The following is an 18,111-nucleotide window of genomic DNA, read 5'->3' as shown; positions in this document are numbered from 1 at the left end:
TAGGTGTATGAAGGCGTAGTCAGTTTCTTAACGTCTTGGCATGGAGGCATGCCACATAAGAAGGGATGGATTTGATGGTTGAGTTTGTTGAAACCCCCGAGGTCTGCTTAACCTTGGATGGTCAAAATTGGGTTGCTCAATTTAAGGTACCTGCAGGATCTTCCGAGGGTGTGACCTACGCTTTTTATTTGCTTAGAAATGGCGTTCGGGTAGCCCATCGTTGGTATGAAAAGAGCCTGACTGCAAAGTTTGCTAACGATGGAGTTGCAGGGCGTTATCAGGCCCGGGTGTTTATAAAAAAGGCGGCCACTGAAAGTGCTGGCCCTTCCACTAGGACACTGGACTCGGAACGCGTCGTACAAAATGGCCCCCCTTATGATTTAAGACGTTGGAGCCAACGTCCGTTATTTGAGCGTGATTTAGGCGCTCCTTGGGTGGAGGAGGAGTTTGTTGATGGGTTGTATCACTTCACAGCAGGTGAGCTTCATGCAGACCTTCTGCTCAGTGGTATGGATAAGTTAGCAAGCAGTCCGGCAGTTTTGGTTTGTTTCAGTGGAGCTCTGACATCTCGGGAAGGGACTTCGGCACCATTTTTTTCTGGAGTCGAGATTGCAAAAAAACTTGGCGCTCCGGTGATATCGGTCGCTGATCCTTCGTTGACTCGATCACATCGACTTTTTTTGGGTTGGTATGCAGGCCATGAGGGCTTTGTAGACCTTCCAAAGCGTATCGCAGGCTTGCTGGATGCCTTTGTTGAGCAAACCGGAGCACATTTGATCCTGATGGGAGGGTCTGGTGGAGGCTTTGCATCGTTACTCACGTTGAGTTTGATTCAAACACCACGTGCATCAGCATTTGTGTGGAATCCGCAAACGTCACTGTCGCGCTATACCCCTAAATCGGTACAGCGTTACTTGGATGTGGCATTCCCTTCGCTTTCTGGTTCTGCGGATATACAAAGCACATTAGATACATCTGGAGTCATTTATAGCCTGGACTCTCGTGCTTCTGTTATGGTGGGACAACGCTCTATTTTATATTTGCAAAATAAGAGTGACTGGCACGTCGAGTCCCATGCCAAACCCTTTTTGGAAAAATTTGGGGTTGGTGAGAAAGCATCAGAGGATGTTCTGTCATTCAACCAAAAAGTTGCCTATTGGGAAGGTGATTGGGGCGACGGACATGTACCCCCATCAAAAGACATGATTGCGGCGGGACTAACTCTGTTGCTTGTAGGGAAAGGCCCCTTGGATGTGGCCTTGGAGCTTGAGAGAAATCACCTGGCGACTAAAGACCGGCCTGTGTAAGCGCAGGTACAGTGGGCGATTGGGGAAAGATGTTTTCCTGAGTTGCGTTAACGATTCAGGGTGGAGAGTCTAGCCCAGTTTTCTTAGTGTGGATTATTGGGCTAGCGTGTTAATGCTGGCAAGTTAACCGACGAGTTTTGATACTCGCTTAGCCCTGGAATATCTTTATCCAATGCCGGGTAGACGCATCATGTTCGGCAGAGGTTTCCTTCTCTCCCGACAGCTCCTGCAAAATCCCGTTCGCCAATACTTTCCCGTATTCCACACCCCATTGGTCAAAGGGGTTGATCCCCCAGATCAAGGCCTGCACAAAAATCTTGTGCTCGTACAAGGCCAGCAAGGCGCCTAGTGAGAAGGGGTTCAGGCGGGGCAAAACGATCAGCGTGTTGGGGCGTCCGCCCGAGTGCACCCGGTGATGGGCTAGCTCGGCCGCTTGCTCACCCAGACCCTGCTGTTCGCATTCGGCCAGGGCCTGCTCGTAGGTTTTGCCGCGCATCAAGGCTTCGCGCTGCGCCAGGCAGTTCGCCAGCAGCAGGTTATGGTGCTCGGCCTGGTTGTGATCCGCCTGCTGGCACACGATAAAGTCCACAGGAGCGCCATCGCTGCCTTGGTGCAGCCATTGGTAGAAGGTATGTTGCGCGTCTGTTCCAGCCAGTCCCCAGACAGCTGCGCCGGTGGCTAAGCCAACGGGTTCTCCACTGGTGGTGACGGACTTGCCCAAGGACTCCATGTCCAGCTGCTGAATGTAGGGCACCAGATTGCCCAGGCGGAAGTCGTAGGGCGAAACGTTCAAGGACCCATAGCCCAGCACACTGCGGTTGACCACGCCGGCCAGTGCCATTTGTACGGGCACATTGGTGGCGATGGGGGCTTCCTGAAAGTGCTGGTCCATGGCGGCAGCGCCCGACAGCATGCCAGCGACGACATCACTGCTGACGGCCAGGGCCGTGGTCAGGCTGACAGCAGACCATAGTGAAAAGCGTCCACCCACCCAATCCCAGAACTGGAAGATTTGTTTTTGTGGCACGCCCCAGTTGGAGGCGGTTTCAGGGCGGGCGGTGACGGCAACGATTTGTTCGTAGGGGTTGGCAACGCCAGCTGCTTGCAGCCATTCCAGGGCACGCTGGCCGTTCTTCAGGGTCTCGGTGGTGGTGAAGGACTTGGAGGCAATCACGATCAAGGTGTCGTGAGGGTCCATGCCCGATAAGGCATGTTCCAGCGCATGGCCGTCGATATTGGCCAGGAAGCGTACGTTACGCCAACTGTGGCGATAGCCAAAGGCCGCCAGGGACAGGCGCACGCCCCAGTCGCTGCCACCAATACCGATATGAATAATGTTGCGCCAGCGGCGCTCAGAGTCGGCTACGCGCACGAACTCGTTCATGCGCTCGCGTTCCTTGGCGACTTCCGCCATGGGGGCGGGAGCGCGCAGGGCGCTGTGCCAGGCGGCGCGGTGTTCGGTGCTGTTGATGATGCCGCCGTTCAGCAGCAGCTTGCGCGCCTGGTCGAAGTGACGGGCAGTCAAAAGAGCGGCTCCGGCTGCCTGCAATTCCGGCGAGTGTCGCTGTCCACTCAAGTCCACTTGCAAGCCTGCTGCCTTCAAACAATGCAGGTCCAGCGCGTAACGATCGGACTGGCGCGCTGCCTCGCAAAACCCGGTCCATTCTGGCAGGCCGGGCAAAGGGGCAGCAGAGGGAAGGGTTTCAGCGTTCAGGGGCATGGGGATTTGGCCTGCAGTAGACGAAACCGCCATTGTACGAGGCTTTATCGGGCTTGAGCGTCTGCCGGTAAGCGGGTTTGTCTTGGTGTTTACGAGTGCATGGGCACTAGCTGATTCCCATCGTAGGGCAGCACCCATGCGCGCAAACCGGGGTCACTAGCCAATACCAGTGCAATCTCTGGCGGTGACATCCAAGAAAAAGCCGTGGACAGGGCGTCGGCAATCGTGGCATTTCCGGCCACGACAGAGACACTGCGATACAAAGGCCGGGCCTGACCATTGGCGGGGTTGAACAGATGGGTGACCGAGCCATCGCGGCTAAGTGCAGTGCCTGACCCTGAGGAGGTGCTGACCGCCTGATTGTGCACATCCAGATTCAACAAGCTGGCAGGCTCGGCCTGGTCGCCTGCCAAGCCGACGCGCCAGGGGCGATTGCCCGGAGCCATGCCTAGACTGCGTATCTCGCCCATATCGACCAGGGCATGCTCCAGTCCTGCTTGTTTCAACTGCTCGGTGATGCGGTCGGTAATGTAGCCTTGGGCAATTCCGTTCAGGGTCAGAGCCATGCCGGGGTGCTGTAGTTGAACGGTGTCGTCCTGAATGTGGATGGCCTGGTAGCCGACTTGTTGCAGCGTTTGGCTGATCTCGGCAGCATCAGGGATGGAGGCTTTATCTTTGCGTTGAGCTGCCTGGCTATACAGTTCCCAGAGTACCTGCACGGTTGGATCAAAGGCCCCGTTCGTTAATTCACTCAGGCGCTGAGACTCCAGCAGCAGTCGCGTCAGATCACCGGGCGCTTGCTTCAGATAGCCGTCGCGGTTCAGGCGTCGCAAGGCGCTGTCTTCTTCATACAGACTGAATATCCGCTCTAGCCGTCGCACTTCGGACAGGGCTTGATCGATCAAGGTTTGAGCAAAAACCGGATCGGGGTGATGGATATGCAGTTGTGCGTCCGCACCCAAAGCCACACCTTGCCAGGAGCTGAGCGGGGTCGTGGCTGCTTGCATCGCTTTGGCGGCCCACGGCACACAAGTCAGGGCGCTGGTCGCGGCCACGATACCGATAAAACGACGACGGGAAACAGGAGTAGAAGTCATGGCAAATACCTGGGATCAGGAAGATAAGCGTTTCAAGGCAGCGCGACCGCACCAAAGATGTAGTTCTCCGGCATGTCGGCAAAGCGAACCAGTTGGCCGCCATGTTGTTGCTGGAAGTCCTTGGCGGCCTGCTCCAGGCTAAAGGGCAGGGCATCGATGGTGCCCATGCCGCCGGTATAGCGGCTGTAGATCAGATACCAGGCATCTTGTGCTGGTATCCAGGCTTGTTCGGGGAACTGACCATCCTGGTCGCGTTGGGCCATGTCTTGCACGTAGGTGGCGGCAATGGCTTTGGATTCTTCAGGCAGCATGGTGTAGGCAAAGACCTCGCGTATGGTGGTGAACCAGAGCGGCGCTTCGCGTTCGCGCAGAAGAATCTGCCCTTTGGGGCCTTGGTGCTCGAACAGGTACATGCCGCAGTAGTGGCCTACGGCGGTTTGGGGGATCTGGACGACGGGCGACGGTGGGGCCTGTATAGGCTCAGGTTGACCGCAAGCGGCCAGTACCAGACCCAGGCACAGCAACAGAAGGGTGCGCAGTTTTTTCATAGTGCTTTTCTTTTGAATACCAGGCTTGCCAGACCAAAAGGCACGGCGATCCAGAGCAGCAGAACGCTCATCAACATGCTGGCGGGCAGGCGAGCCTGTTCACTTAAACCGGCCATGCCTGCAAACATGGCTACATTCTCATAGCCGGTCAGATTCAGCAGGCGGTACACGTCGGTGGGGTTGAATAGCAGGATGATATTCAGCCAGGAAGCGGTGATCATGGCGCCTTGATCGGCAACCAGAATACCCAGCAGAGCCATGTCATAAATCACCACAAAGAACAGCCAGATACCGATGGCCAGCCCGGCCGCCGTTGCCCGTTCTCTGACCAGGGTGCTGATGAAATAGCCCATGGACAGGAAGCTGGCACCGAGCAGAATGCTGGCCCCCATCATGGCCAGAAAGGGCGTCCATACGCTGAAGTCCAGGCCGCCATGTGCTATTTGCAAGGTGATGCCTGCCAGACCGTAGCCCACCACCGTAGACAGGCTCAGGATCAGGGCGTGGCCCAGGAATTTGCCGACCAGAACCTGCCAGCGATGGACGGGGTAGCTAAGCAGCAAGGACATGGTGCCGCGTTCGATCTCGCCCACAATGGCGTCGTAGGACAGCAGCATGGCGATCAGCGGGATCAGGAAAATAGACAGGCTGGACAGGCTGACAACCGTGACTGTCAAGGGATCTACCTTGACGCTGCCGGTGGGGGCGCTGCCCAGAAAACCCAGAGACAAAGCCAGTGCGGCCAGCAAGAGGGTGACCGCCAGTACCCAACGATTGCGCAGTCCGTCGCGCACTTCCTTTTGGATGATGATCAGGACAGGGTTCATGGCTTAGTAATCCTCGCGCTTTAAAAAGTGCGCATACAACTCGTCCAGACCGGGGGATTCCAGCTCCAGGTCGGTCAATCCCGGGATGGCATGCGCTTCGCGCAAGATCTGGATTTTTTCAGCTTCGGTGCAATGACGCTCCAGACGATTGGCTCCGATGACATTCCAGTGCTGTGGAACAGAATCGGGGATTTGCTCTACGGTCAGGCGAATACGTACCGGCAAGCCTGCGTGTTGGCGCAGTTCGGACAAGGTGCCATCGGCAATTTTTCTTCCTTGTTGCATCACGATGATGCGGTCAGCCAGACGCTCCATCTCCGCCAGAGCGTGGGTGCTGAGCAGGATGGTGGCCCCGGCATCGCGCAGTTCTTGCACAATTTCGTAGAACAGCAGACGGGAGGCCGGGTCCAGCCCGGTTGTGGGCTCATCCAGCAAAAGCACACGGGGTTTGCCTAGCAGGGTTTGGGCTAGTGCCAGCCGTTGGCGCATGCCTTTGGAGTAGGTTCCTACGCGCTTGTGAGCCGCTTGGGCAATGCCGACACGTGCCAGCAAAGCCTGGTTGTCACTGGTAGGCAGGCCTTTCAGGCGCGCGTAAAACGCCAGTGTTTCGGTGCCGGTCAAGGCAGGGTGCAAGGCGACGGTTTCAGGCAGGTAGCCGATATGGGCTCGCAGCCGGGCAGCCTGGGATGAACCTGCATCGTGGTCCAGTAAGGTGACCTTGCCTTCATCGGCGCGGATCAGACCAAGAATCAGCTTGATGACGGTACTTTTGCCCGCGCCATTGTGGCCAGCCAGTACCGTGCATTGGCCGGGGTAAAGCTCGAAGTTCACCGCGTTGGCGGCACGCTGCTGGCCATACAGCTTGCTGACATTGGCCAGCGCGACAGGAGCCGTACAGTTATTGGATGGAGTCATGATTGGCCTTGTAGCGCTCCCAGACGGGATTCTCGGGCGCACGCATCAGCGGTGCGCTATCGATGATGCCGCCGGGCAAAATGGCAGGAAATTGGGTTTGCGCCCAGCGCACAATGGAGACGGCGGGGCTGTTCAAAAGCACACGGGCGGAAGGGGCTCGCCAGACCAGTTGTTCAATAAGGCCATTGGGGCGATAAGCGGTGTCACCGATGCCATCACCGTTCAGGTCAAAGGCGCTGTGATCGCTCCAGTAATTGCCCCGGTCTTTGCTGGACCATTCCAGGTAGCGGGTGCCCACATACTTCACCTGATTCTGGTTCTGGATGAAGGCGTTTTCCGTGATCTCATTGCCTTCGGAACCGGCGGTGTAGTGCACCCCGATCTGGGTGTTCTGAATCAGGTTGCCGGAGATCTTGTTGAAGTTGGCGTTGTAGAGAAAAACGCCTTTCTCGGCCCCGTCCACAATATTGTCGGTAATGGTCGATTGCTGGGCGGCATTGAGCATCAAGCCCTGATGTGTACTGTTGATACTGATGTTTTCACGTACCGTCAGGAACTGCGAAAACATCAGGGCATAAGCAATGTCATTGCCTATGGAGACATTGCTGCTGACCTCGCTGTTATTGGTATACATGTAGTGCACCGCATAGCGTAGCTGGGTAAAGCGGTTATGGCTGAAGACGTTGTCGCGGCTGGTATTGGAAAAAATGCCGTCGCGACCCCAGGAAATATCGTTGTACAAAATGCGTGAGCCGGGGGAGTTCCACAGCGTGACGCCATTGCCGCGTTCGTTCAGGCGCAGCTCTTTATTGCCCACGATGGTGTTGTGTTGCACCAGCGCGTTGTGGGGCCCCCAGACGTACACCCCAACCAGATTGTCGAGGATGTCGTTGTTCTCGATCAGGGCGTTATGGGCGGGCTTGTCCAGGAAGATGCCCGCATCCATATCGGGCAGGCTCAAGCCGGAATTACGCACGGTGATCTGACGTATCTGCACATCTTCCGCCTGCACCCACACCGTGCGGCCTTCACGCTCGCCCATCAACACGGCTTGCCGGTTGCTGGGGCCTTGAAGCGTCAAAGGTTTGTTCACGATGATATTGCCTTGATACGTGCCGGGAGCCAGCACCAGAATGTCGCCGGCTTGGGCAGCATCGATGGCGGCTTGCAGCGCGGTATCGGCGGGCACCTCAATGGTGGCCGCTTGAGCAGCCAGACCACTGGCCGCAAGGGCCAGGATCGTAAGCGGCTTGACGGCCAGCCTCAGCACCAGAGTTGGGCTGAGGCATCGTGCACGGGTGGGGAGCAGGTGAGAAGGCTTCATGTCACCGTCAGGCTTTAGGTTTCACGTTCATCTGACCGGACATTTCCATGTGCAAGGCGTGGCAGAACCACTGGCAGTAGTACCAATGCACACCGGGGCGAGAGGCCGTGAAGGTGACCGAGCTGGTTTGCTGCGGTCCAATTTCCATGGCCACGCCGTAGCCGGACAAGGTGAAGCCGTGGGTCAAGTCCTCGATCATTTCCATATTGGTGACCACGACGGTGACCTCATCACCCTGATTGACCTCGAAGCTGGGCACGGAGAACACGGGTGCCACGGCGGTCATGTAGACCCGCACCTTGTTTCCATCCCGGATGACCTTGGAGGCACCTTCCAGGGTGACGCCGTCTTTTTCGGCCATTTTCCGAGCACCGTCCCACCATGGGTCGTCGCGGGTCCAGACGCGCTTGGGTCGTACTTTGTCAGCGGCGACCAGCAGCATGTCGTGTGGCTCGGCAAAGCTTGGGCCATCGTGGACCAGCTTCATGACGTCGCCCGAAATATCGATCAACTGATCGTTTTCTGGCTTGAGTGGACCTACATTCAGGAAGCGGTCTTTGGAGAACTTGTTCAGCGACACCAGCCATTTACCATCGGCCTCTTTGGTCTCGCCCATGGTGGTGTGGTTGTGGCCAGGCTGGTAGTGCACGTCCAGTTTCTGGATGATGGGGTCTACGTCCTTGCCCTGGTAAGCCTCAATGGCCTTGGCCATGTTCCACTTTACGATCTGGCTGTCGATAAACAGAGTGGTGTAGGCATTGCCGCGGCCGTCATAGGCGGTGTGCAGTGGGCCCAGACCCAGCTGAGGCTCTGCCACTACGCAGTCGCGTGGTTTGATCTTGTCGGCAAACAGGTCATCCAGGCGGCGCACGTCAATCATGGTGACGGTGGGCGAGAGCTTGCCGTTAAAGACCACGTGGATGCCATCGGGGCAAGCATTGCAACCGTGTGGGGAATTGGGCACAGGAATGTAGCGGGTGTAGCGCGAGCCTTTGCGGCCATCCAGAACTTTGACGCCCTGCATTTCTTTGAAATCGCCTTTCTTGATGCCGTCTTCAATGGCTTTCAGGTTGAACACCACGGCCCAGTCCTGCTCGTTGGCACTCATCTCGCCTACATCCAGCCCCTTTTCGGAGTTGTAGCAGGTGGAGAAGGCGTATTTGCCTTGATAGTCGGCGTCGCAGTTGTCCAGGTTGCCGTCCACGATCACCTGCCAGGCGATTTCCATGGTGTCGCCATCAATGGCGGTAAAGACGGAGAAGTAGTTTTCCTTGGGGTTGCCAAAGACTGTGCCGTTATTGGGCAGGGGAACGATGTGCTCGCCGTTGCAGAACACATAGCCGGTGCGTGGGTAACGTTGGGGGCGCAGACCGTGAATACCGTCGGCATTGGGAATTTCAATGATCTTGTCGCACTTCATGACATCGCAGCGCACGCGAGCCACGCGGTTATTGGCCTTGTCGTTGATGTAGATGAAGCGCCCGTCATAGGTCCCGTCGGTAAAGGACATGTGGGGGTGGTGAGCATCGCCGTTGGGCAGGATGCCGCCCAGGGAGTCAGCAAACGCCAGGGTTTCAGGCGTCAGGTTGGCGCGCATGATCTGGCGGCTCTCGTTGGTAATCCCCCAGCCGGTGGCGCTGCAGATATTGAAGATTGGAATGCGCATCAGCTCGCGCATGGAGGGCAGACCCATGATGCGGATCTCGCCGGACTGGCCGCCGGAGTTAAAGGCGTAGTACTGGTCCAGTTCACCCGGCTCAATATGGGCGCTTTGCCCGTTCGGCGCCTTTTTGGTCTCGGCCAAGGCATTGCCAATGTGGGTGGCGCTGACCACAGCAGCGCCGGATAAGGCGGCGGTGCCCAAAAAGGCGCGGCGGCTCAAACCCTGTTTATCCTGCTTGTTCTCGGACATGGTGTGATTTTCCTTGTGTGTGATGACGTGACCGACTTGGCGCTGGGGCGCGCCCAGGCGTCTCACGGCGTGGCGGGGGGGGAATCGGTACTGTCTACGCTGCGCGGACGCACGGTAGGGCGGGCAGCAGCATCGTCTTGCAGCGAGCTGGCAACGGCGACGGGGGCCGGTTTATCTCGCTTGCGTTTGGCGATCTTTTGAATCAGGTGCGGGCATTTTTTCTCGTGGTGATACAGCATCTGGCAATTCAGACACTGGATACATTCGTTGGGGTTGATGGGGCCTTCGGGCTCGATGGCTTGTACGGGACAGTCGGTCGCACAGCGCTGACAGGGGTTGCCACACATGGGGTAGCGACGCAGCCAGTCAAAAATGCGCAGGCGGGCGGGGATGGCCAGGGCAGCGCCCAGGGCACAGAGATAGCGGCAGTAAAAACGCTCGATGAACAGGCTGGCAATCAGCAGCAGTACGGCAAAGATCGTGAAGGGCCAGTCGCGGATGAATTTCAGGATGATGGCGGTCTTGAAGGGTTCGACTTCGGCCATCTTTTCGGCCACGGCCATGTCGTACAGGGCAAAGCCAAACAGCAGAATGAAGATCACGTACTTGATGGCTACCAGCCGTTTATGGGCGCTGTAGGCCACCTTGATCTGGGGAATGCGCAGGAAGCGGGCCAGCTTGTTGGCCAGCTCTTGCAGTGCTCCGAAAGGACAGAGCCAGCCACAGAAGGCGCCCCGGTTCCAGAAAATCAGGGAAATGGCGGTCGCGATCCACAGAATGAAGACCAGTGGATCCATCAGGAAGTATTCCCAGCGGAAATCGGTGCGCAGGGCGTGGGAGAAAGTCAGCACGTTCACCACGGACAGCTGGGCCGAGGCGTACCAGCCAATCCAGACCAGGGAGAACAGCAGAAAGCCGATGCGAAAGCGCTGGTAGAACACTTCGTGCTTGGTCAGCGTGTCCTGGAAGAAGAAGACTCCGCCCAAGGTCAGCAAAGACACCAGCAGCACGGCAATTTGTACTTTCTTGCCAGCCCAAATTTGCTTGTACAAGGGTTGGCTGGCGGTTTCCAGGTCATCGTGCTCTGCGGCTTCGGGGGCCGCTGCAGCGGTTGCTGGAGGAGGCGCCGTCAAATAGGAGTCAGGAAGCTGGTAATTCAGGTTCAGCGTGACAAAGGCTTTGTCTTTGACGCTCAGGACGCGCTGCACCAGCAGTTGCAGTCGCCAGGGCAGAACGGGGTCAAAGGTGGCGGTAGCAGGGATCTTGAACAGGGCGGCTTCTTTGAAATCCGGAGCGCCTGCGGCTTTCACGCCGGGCAGACGTTGGTGATCCAGGTCGGTGAAGTGAAAGCTGTCCAGGTCCTGGATGATTTCGATGCGGTCAAAAATCCCGCCTCGCACATAGCCCGATCCCTTGAAGGAATACAGCCCATTGCCCACGACCAGCATGGCCTGCTGGCCGGGTTTCAGTTCTTGCTGCAGGTAGTTGTAATCGGCCTCGCCTAACAGGCTTTGTCCAATGCTGGGCACGCTGACCAGGGCGGCGTACAGGTCGATAAACGTGTCTTGTGGATCGCCTTCCTGAGGATGGGCGGCGGCCTCTGTGCGGCCATTATCAATAAAGGCCTGGTTGATGTCGGCCACGCTGACATGCAGGCGTTGGATGGCTCCGCTTTGGATCAGTTCGTCCCAGCTGGAAATGGTGTGGTTGCTGGTATCTATGCTGCGCTTGACGGCGACGGGTGCCGTGGCGGGGGCGGCAGGCTGGCCTATGCCTTCTTGCCGGGCCACCAACTGAGAAGAGCGCATGATGCTGTCGCCCACGACCATCAAGGTCACGGTGGCACCGCTGATGATATCTACGGGTGGCGGTGCGCCGGGTTTGGGGCGGTTCTTGATGTAGTTCTGGCCGATATAGCCTTGAATAAAGGCTTCGACGCGCGACTCCGGAATACCGATCAAGACAATGGGTTCATGGTGTTCCAGCAGCTTGGCGGCGACGATGCTGCCATCCATGCTCATGGCAACCAGAGTGTCGATGGGGAAACTGGAATAGCCGCGGGTGTTGACGATGTCGGTCGTCACATACACATACCCTAGCTGCTCCTGATCTTTAAATACCTTGGCGACAGGCAGCGAGCCTGCGGGCTCGCTGGTGTGGGTGGCGGTGGGAAAGATCTCGTTGAGGGCAATGTCCGGGAGGAAGTGGGCAATGCGCGACGTGGAGTGTGCGGAAGTGCTGCTTAAACAGGCTGCCAGAAGGAAAAGCAGGAGCCAGATAGTACGTAACTGGACATGCCGGGCCAAGCGATTGAGGGACGTCATTTCTTACCACCTGCAACAAGATTCTTGCGAGATGGTAGGGGTTACCCTTTGTTTACTCTTTGTGTCAGAGCAAGGACAGATTCTGACAAGAGTGGGTGCGGGCCTGTGTCAGTCTGTCGCGGGTCTGTGATAAATGATGGCAAGCCTTGCGGGCCGGGCTTTGAATGAAATTCAGCCTTGGTGGCGCAAATAATTCAGGACCGCGTCGGCATCGCCCTGAAAAATAACCCGATCAGCTTTTTGTTCGCGCTGATAGCTGTACATGGGGTCGTAATACTGCGTCAGCAAGCCACCAATCCAGTCGCGGTGGCCGTCTAGTGCGCCGCTGCGTTCCTGTTCCTGCAAGGCGGCGTCCATGATGGCTGACAGTTGTTGGTAGCGTTGATGCCCCAGCCGTTTGGTGATGCGGGACAGGCTTTGGCGTAGTTGCTCGGCAAACAGTGCAAAGCCGGTTTGCGGGTCGTGCTGCTGCGTAAATTCCGCGTGCAGATTCTGGACGTAGTCGCGCACGATGCGCGTAATGCGGTTCTCCAGACTGTCTTCCAGCCAGATAATGGGCCACTGCTGCATCCCTCGATACAGGCTCAGTGGCAGGCTGCAACGACCTATGGTCTGGCTTTCATCTTCCAATACAAAGCCTTGATGCCCTTGCGCTGTTTTCCTGAGCATGGTGATGGACAGGCGATGCTCAAAGTCGATCTGGCTGGGTTGGCCGGTGGCGTGTTTTCCAAAGCTGGAACCGCGATGGTGGGCATAGCCCTCCAGATCCAGACTGTGATCCAGCTGCTGCAGCACATCGGTCTTGCCAGTGCCTGTCATGCCGCCCAGAACCTGAAAATGGGCGCTGCTGACGGTTTGCTCCAGATTGCTCAGCAAAAAGCCACGCATGGCTTTGTAGCCACCCACTACGCGGGGGTAGCGAATGCCTGCTTCTTCGCGTAGCCAGGTTTGTGTGATCTGGCTGCGCAGACCACCCCGAAAACAATACAAATAGCCGTCGGGGTGGGCTTGCGTGAACTGCACCCAGGCTTGCAGCCGTTCTTCCTTGATCTGACCACTGACCAGTTTGATGCCCAGAGCAATAGCCGCTTCCTGGCCATGTTGCTTGTAGCAGATACCCACTTGATGACGCTCATCATCGTTCATCAGCGGCAGGTTCAATGCGCCGGGAAAGGCACCTTTGTTGAACTCGATGGGAGCGCGAGCGTCCATCAAAGGCACGTCGTTCAGGAACAACTCGCGGTAGTGGTGGGTATCAGGGCGCATCAAGCGATTTCGACAGCGTGGGTTTTGGCGGGGATGAATTCCCCGATGGCTTCCAGGTTCAGATCCAATTCGGCAGCAGTGGCCAGAAATTCGGCCGTGGCAGAGGGTTCAACGGCGATCAGCAAGCCGCCGCTGGTTTGGGGGTCGCACAGGATATTGATTTGCTCCTGGCTGATGGGGGCGATGCGGTGGCCGTAGCTGTCGAAGTTACGTTGCGTGCCGCCAGGGACGCAGCCTTGTTCCAGGTAGTATTCAATGCCGGGCAGTAAGGGCACACGGTCCAGGTTCAGACGGGCAGTCAGGCCACTGCCGTCCGCCATTTCGATCAAGTGGCCCAGCAGACCAAAGCCGGTCACGTCTGTCATGGCTTTGACACCAGGCAGTTGTGCAAAGCGGCTGCCGGGCTTGTTCAGCGTACACATCCAGTCGCGTGCCAGGTTTTGATCCTCAGGGCGCAGCTTGGCTTTTTTCTCGGCGGTAGTCAGCACGCCAATGCCCAAAGGCTTGGTCAGATAGAGCTGACAGCCCTCGGTAGCCGTGTCGTTGCGCTTTAACTGGCCTTTATCAACTACGCCAGTCACGGCCAGACCAAAAATAGGCTCGGGTGCATCAATGGAGTGACCACCGGCCAGGGTGATGCCAGCGGCATCGCAAGCAGCACGCCCGCCACGCACGACTTCACGGGCGACTTCGGGCGACAGCACATTGATGGGCCAGCCCAGAATCGCAATTGCCATGATGGGCTTGCCGCCCATGGCGTAGATATCGCTGATGGCGTTGGTCGCGGCAATGCGCCCAAAGTCATACGGATCGTCCACGATGGGCATGAAAAAGTCGGTGGTCGAGACGACACCTGTTTCTTCATTCAAACCGTAAACAGCCGCGTCATCACGTGATGTATTGCCTACCCACAGATTGGGGTCCACGTTCTGGGCACCGCTGCCGGCCAGGATAATGTCCAGTACCTTGGGGGAAATCTTGCAGCCGCAACCGGCTCCATGACTGTATTGGGTCAGACGAATGGGAGTATCCATGAGCGCGCACCATGAAATAGGTTGAAGTTGAAATGATACTAAATTGCCTATGGCCCCTGCAGGCCTTTACTTAGGGGAAGGGCAGGGGGCGTACAACCTGGGCAAGCTGCTCATCAGCGACCCATTGCGCAAACTGCTCGCCCAGGCGCTGGCTTTGTTCAACCGAGTTTTGCCAGGCCAGACGTCGGTCCGAGTCAGACAAGCGCTTGTAGTCGGAGCGATCGGGGATTTTGTGGTCTTTTAGGCGCTGATAGAAGCGAGGAGTGGGGCACAGCAGAATCAGATTATCCAGGCTGTGAGGGCGACGAGCCTTCTGCCAGCGCGGCAGGTATTTGTCGAACCAGCTGGCACTGATTTTTTGCGTGAAATGAGGAAACAAGGTTAGACCGGGGCTATCCAGATCCAGCGCGCAGAAGTTGTAGTCCACCAGCCCACCATCCCGGTAAAGCCCGGCGGGCCAGTTGTGGGCCGCATCCACACCGTCTATGACCAATGGAATGGCCGTGCTGGCGGCCAAGGTCTCGAACAGATTGTGCTGATCCAGCGCCGCGTAACGAGCCTGGCCTTGATGCTTGCCGTGAATGGGTAAGGGGCTGCGGGTGTCGTGCACGATGACTCGCTCAAAGAACCAGTGCGGGATGGCGGGGTGTACATAGTTGCCGACCATGCAACTGAGTAGAGCCGCACCAAGTTGCTTTTGATTTCTGGAACCCGCCCAGCCTTTGCTGCGCGCCACGGTAATCGCGAAGCGATAGCGTGGGTGGTTCAGGATTGCCGCCTGTGAGTCCGTATTCCCCAGCAAGGTTTTCAGCATGGTCTGGGTAGACCGGGTAATGTCCGCCACCGTGGAGTTGGGCAGAAAGGGGCTGTGTATATAAAGCTGCGCAAAGTCCGCAAAGGCTTTGTGCGGATCGCTCTGGGCCGCGCAGGCAAAACGCCAGGAGGCAATTGAACTGCCAAACAACCACAGTGGCTCGTCATGCGTGTTGAGCCAGTCCCCAAACAGATACTGATCCAGCCCGGTCAGCGCCAAGGCCTTGGGCCCGCCCGCACTGCCAATCAGCGTGCTGATGTCCTTGGCATGCAGACCATGGCTTTGAATGTGGCGATAGGCACGAGGCCCGGCGTAGATCGCGAGATCAGGCTCGGTGGACGACAAGATCAGCTCCCGAATATGGTGATTTTGTAGCCAGAACGCTGGCCAACAAGGCTTTAGTCTAGCGCTGTTGGAGCGAGGCTGGGGAGGGCTCTCTTGGATTGGGGCGGGATGGGGTAACGCCCTTGCTGCTCCAGACGGGGCAGGCAGGGGCGGGTAAAACGATCAGCCATCCGGACTCCTGCTGGAGTCCGGAATAAAGCGTGGGGCGTTAGAAGCTGGCGGTCAATGTCGCGTAGTACTGACGGCCGGGTTCGTTATAGGTGTTGGCACCTTGGCCGCTACCCGAGTCTTCGCGGTACAAACGTTTATCAAACAGGTTGTTTACGCCTAGACGGATATTGGTGGACTTGGTCACCTGATAAGCGCCGCTCAGACCGAAGATGGCATACGAACCGCGTTCACGCAGACCATCGCCTTTCACTTCCGAGTTATTGGACAGGTTGTGTGAGCGTGGCTTTTGCTTGCCATACAGCGTGGCGGTAGCCAGCATGGACAGCTTGTCGTTCACGCGCCAATCCAGCGTGCTGTTAAGGGTGAAGCGTGGGATCACGGTAAGAGGCTGATTGGTTTCCTTGGACTTGTTGGTAATCATGTAAGTCAGGTTGTTGCTCAGGCTCAGTGTGTCGCCGTTCTCGCCCAGAATCGGGATGGTCAGGTTGCCTTCCAGACCGCGGATAACGGCCTTGCCGGAGTTGACCCACTGGAATGGACGGACCAGGGAGCCACCGATGTACACCGCATCCGGAATGGTCTGGTCACCCATATCGGCCACAATCTTGTTGCTGTAGTCGTTCTGGAAGTAAGTCAGACCGGCTGCCCAGCCTGCGTTGTCGTAGGCCAGACCAATTTCCTTGTTGATACTGCGCTCGGGTGACAGGTCGTCATTCCCGAAGATGTAGCAAGGACCGCTGACGCGTTGGCCTGTTACGGGGTCATAGGGGCAACCGTTACCACGTGTCTGGTACAGATAGTTGCGGTTGGATTGATACAGGTTGGGAGCCTTGAACGCGCGTGCGATACCGCCTTTCAAAGTAATTGTGTCAGTGATGAAGTAGGAGGCATTCAGACTTGGGCTCCAGTTATCACCGAATTTGCTGTGATGGTCAAAACGGACACCGGGGGTGATGCTCAAAGCCTCAGTCAACTCGATATTGCCTTCCACGAAGGCGGCCGTAGTTTTTGCCTTGCTCTTGGAGTCGCTATTGCCATTGATGGTCTGGCCAGAGCGGGTAGCGTAATCGTCATCCAGGCTTTGATCCCGGTGCTCGAAACCGACTGTCATCAGAACGTGCTTGTTCGCAATCTGCAGGGGCGTGTTGTATTCGCCGGAGATGTTCAGCGAACGCAGTTCGGAAACGGAACCGGTACCCGGGTTGGAAATGCTGCCTTCACCTGCCCCGGCCATCCCTTCATTCAGGCGCGAGTTGGTTGTGCCTTCGTAGGCAAAAGTCAGGCGCGAGGTGCGACCTTGGCCGTAGTCCCCATAGTGGCTTAGCGAGCCTGCCCGGCGATACATGATATTGGTTTCTGCGCCATCATCAGCCAGCGAAGCGATAGTGGCATTTCCGTTGGTGAACAGGCGCTCACCAGCAAAAATATTACCTTGGCGGCTGAAAGAGCCTTCCAGTTCCAGGCGATGGTCGCGGTTGATGTCCAGACGGACCAGACCGTTGATGTCCTTGTTGCGTACACCCTCACGGCCGGCGGGCGGAACGTTGGTTTCGCTCACATCAATGCCGGAGGATTTGGCGTTCAAGGCGGGCTTGTCCGCATCGGTCTTGGCGATATTGCCGTAGACGCGGAAAGAAAGCTTGTCGGCGATAGGGCCAGAAAGATTAAAGCCGGTACGGCGGGTGGAGCCGTAGTTGCTGTCTTCAGGAATCAGACCGTAAGCGGTTACCGAGCCGGAGAAAGTGTCGGTAGGAGCTTTGGTAATGATGTTCACCACACCACCTGCTGCACCGGAACCATAACGGGCCGCTGCTGGACCACGCAGAACTTCGACACGTTCGATTGCGTTGACGGGCACCCAGTTACTGTCTCCACGGGTATTGCGCTCACCGTCACGGCCCATGCGAATGGAGTCGCGCGAGCTGACTGGTTTGCCGTCAATCAGAATCAAGGTATTTTCCGGGCCCATGCCGCGCAAGTCGATTTGGCGGCTATTACCGTAGGAGCCGGATGGGCTGTTACCGGTCAGGTTCACACCAGGCATAGTGCGGATCAGTTCGGACAGATCGTTGGCTGGAGGACGTTTTTCAATGTCTTCGGCGGTAATGGTAGACACGCCGGGAGCTTGTTTGACGGCTTCTTCGGCCGAAGGCAAGACACGAATCTCTTCCAACGAGGTGACCCCACCACGAACGTTGGAGGTTTGCGCGTGAGCACTGAAACTGGCTGCCAAAGCCGTGGCGAGCAGGCCCAATGCAAAGATCGGGCGGCGAGCCGGAGGCGCCAATGAATTCATAATCACTTTCCTAGTAAACGATAAACAGAATGAGAATTGTTCGCGGTAAGGATTGTGTTTAAAAATGTGACTGGTGTCGAGAAACCTGACGGATTTGTTGTGTTTCAAACACGGTCAAGACAAAGGGGAATTGGCTTTTAAAGATTGACACTTAGTGTCCTGCAGAGGAAATATGTGTCTTTTTTGGTGTGAAGGGACTGCCTGAAATTGG

The 18,111-nt window shown here is 57.1% G+C and carries 13 protein-coding genes; 1 reads left to right on the top strand and 12 read right to left on the bottom strand.

Annotated elements, in window-relative coordinates; translation table 11 throughout:
- Positions 1-65 precede the first annotated feature (65 nt).
- A complete protein-coding gene (locus tag DUD43_RS17275; protein ID WP_153231247.1) occupies positions 66-1,307 on the top strand; it encodes a hypothetical protein in 1,242 nt (413 codons plus the stop codon).
- 148 nt (positions 1,308-1,455) lie between these two features.
- On the opposite strand, the gene pgi is transcribed toward DUD43_RS17275, so the two are convergent.
- The 12 genes from pgi to DUD43_RS17215 form a co-directional block, all read right to left on the bottom strand.
- Positions 1,456-3,027, bottom strand: coding sequence for a glucose-6-phosphate isomerase (gene pgi, locus DUD43_RS17270; protein WP_153231246.1), 1,572 nt, complete (start codon positions 3,025-3,027; stop codon positions 1,456-1,458).
- Positions 3,028-3,116: 89 nt separating this feature from the next.
- The gene (locus tag DUD43_RS17265) at positions 3,117-4,124 is read right to left on the bottom strand and encodes an FAD:protein FMN transferase (RefSeq protein WP_153231245.1); all 1,008 of its coding nucleotides are present in this window, start codon (positions 4,122-4,124) and stop codon (positions 3,117-3,119) included.
- A 32-nt stretch (positions 4,125-4,156) separates the two neighbouring features.
- Entirely contained in the window at positions 4,157-4,672 is a 516-nt protein-coding gene (locus DUD43_RS17260) for a nitrous oxide reductase accessory protein NosL (protein ID WP_153231244.1), read from the bottom strand.
- Positions 4,669-5,499: an ABC transporter permease gene (locus DUD43_RS17255; RefSeq protein ID WP_153231243.1), complete on the bottom strand. Its 831-nt coding sequence runs from the start codon at positions 5,497-5,499 to the stop codon at positions 4,669-4,671. Before DUD43_RS17255 ends, DUD43_RS17260 begins: the two co-directional genes overlap by 4 nt.
- Before the next feature lie 3 nt (positions 5,500-5,502).
- The gene (locus DUD43_RS17250; protein ID WP_153231242.1) at positions 5,503-6,414 is read right to left on the bottom strand and encodes an ABC transporter ATP-binding protein; all 912 of its coding nucleotides are present in this window, start codon (positions 6,412-6,414) and stop codon (positions 5,503-5,505) included.
- Entirely contained in the window at positions 6,398-7,738 is a 1,341-nt protein-coding gene (locus DUD43_RS17245) for a nitrous oxide reductase family maturation protein NosD (RefSeq protein WP_228125835.1), read from the bottom strand. The genes DUD43_RS17250 and DUD43_RS17245 overlap by 17 nt, the downstream gene beginning before the upstream one ends.
- A gap of 7 nt (positions 7,739-7,745) precedes the next feature.
- Positions 7,746-9,650 (bottom strand): TAT-dependent nitrous-oxide reductase, encoded by a 1,905-nt coding sequence (gene nosZ, locus DUD43_RS17240; RefSeq protein ID WP_153231241.1) that lies wholly within the window; start codon positions 9,648-9,650, stop codon positions 7,746-7,748.
- 62 nt (positions 9,651-9,712) lie between these two features.
- A complete protein-coding gene (locus tag DUD43_RS17235) occupies positions 9,713-11,974 on the bottom strand; it encodes a NosR/NirI family protein (protein WP_153231240.1) in 2,262 nt (753 codons plus the stop codon).
- Between the two features lie 171 nt (positions 11,975-12,145).
- A complete protein-coding gene (mnmH, locus tag DUD43_RS17230) occupies positions 12,146-13,240 on the bottom strand; it encodes a tRNA 2-selenouridine(34) synthase MnmH (RefSeq protein ID WP_153231239.1) in 1,095 nt (364 codons plus the stop codon).
- The gene (gene selD, locus DUD43_RS17225) at positions 13,240-14,274 is read right to left on the bottom strand and encodes a selenide, water dikinase SelD (RefSeq protein ID WP_153231238.1); all 1,035 of its coding nucleotides are present in this window, start codon (positions 14,272-14,274) and stop codon (positions 13,240-13,242) included. The genes mnmH and selD overlap by 1 nt, the downstream gene beginning before the upstream one ends.
- A gap of 70 nt (positions 14,275-14,344) precedes the next feature.
- Entirely contained in the window at positions 14,345-15,433 is a 1,089-nt protein-coding gene (locus DUD43_RS17220) for a hypothetical protein (RefSeq protein ID WP_153231237.1), read from the bottom strand.
- A 208-nt stretch (positions 15,434-15,641) separates the two neighbouring features.
- Entirely contained in the window at positions 15,642-17,900 is a 2,259-nt protein-coding gene (locus tag DUD43_RS17215; protein WP_153231236.1) for a FepA family TonB-dependent siderophore receptor, read from the bottom strand.
- Positions 17,901-18,111 lie beyond the last annotated feature (211 nt).

This window comes from Alcaligenes faecalis (genome assembly GCF_009497775.1).
GTDB classification, from domain to species: Bacteria; Pseudomonadota; Gammaproteobacteria; order Burkholderiales; family Burkholderiaceae_B; genus Alcaligenes; species Alcaligenes faecalis_D.
The sequence above is the reverse complement of the archived record's forward strand: the minus strand, read 5'-3'. Positions and strand labels throughout refer to the sequence as shown.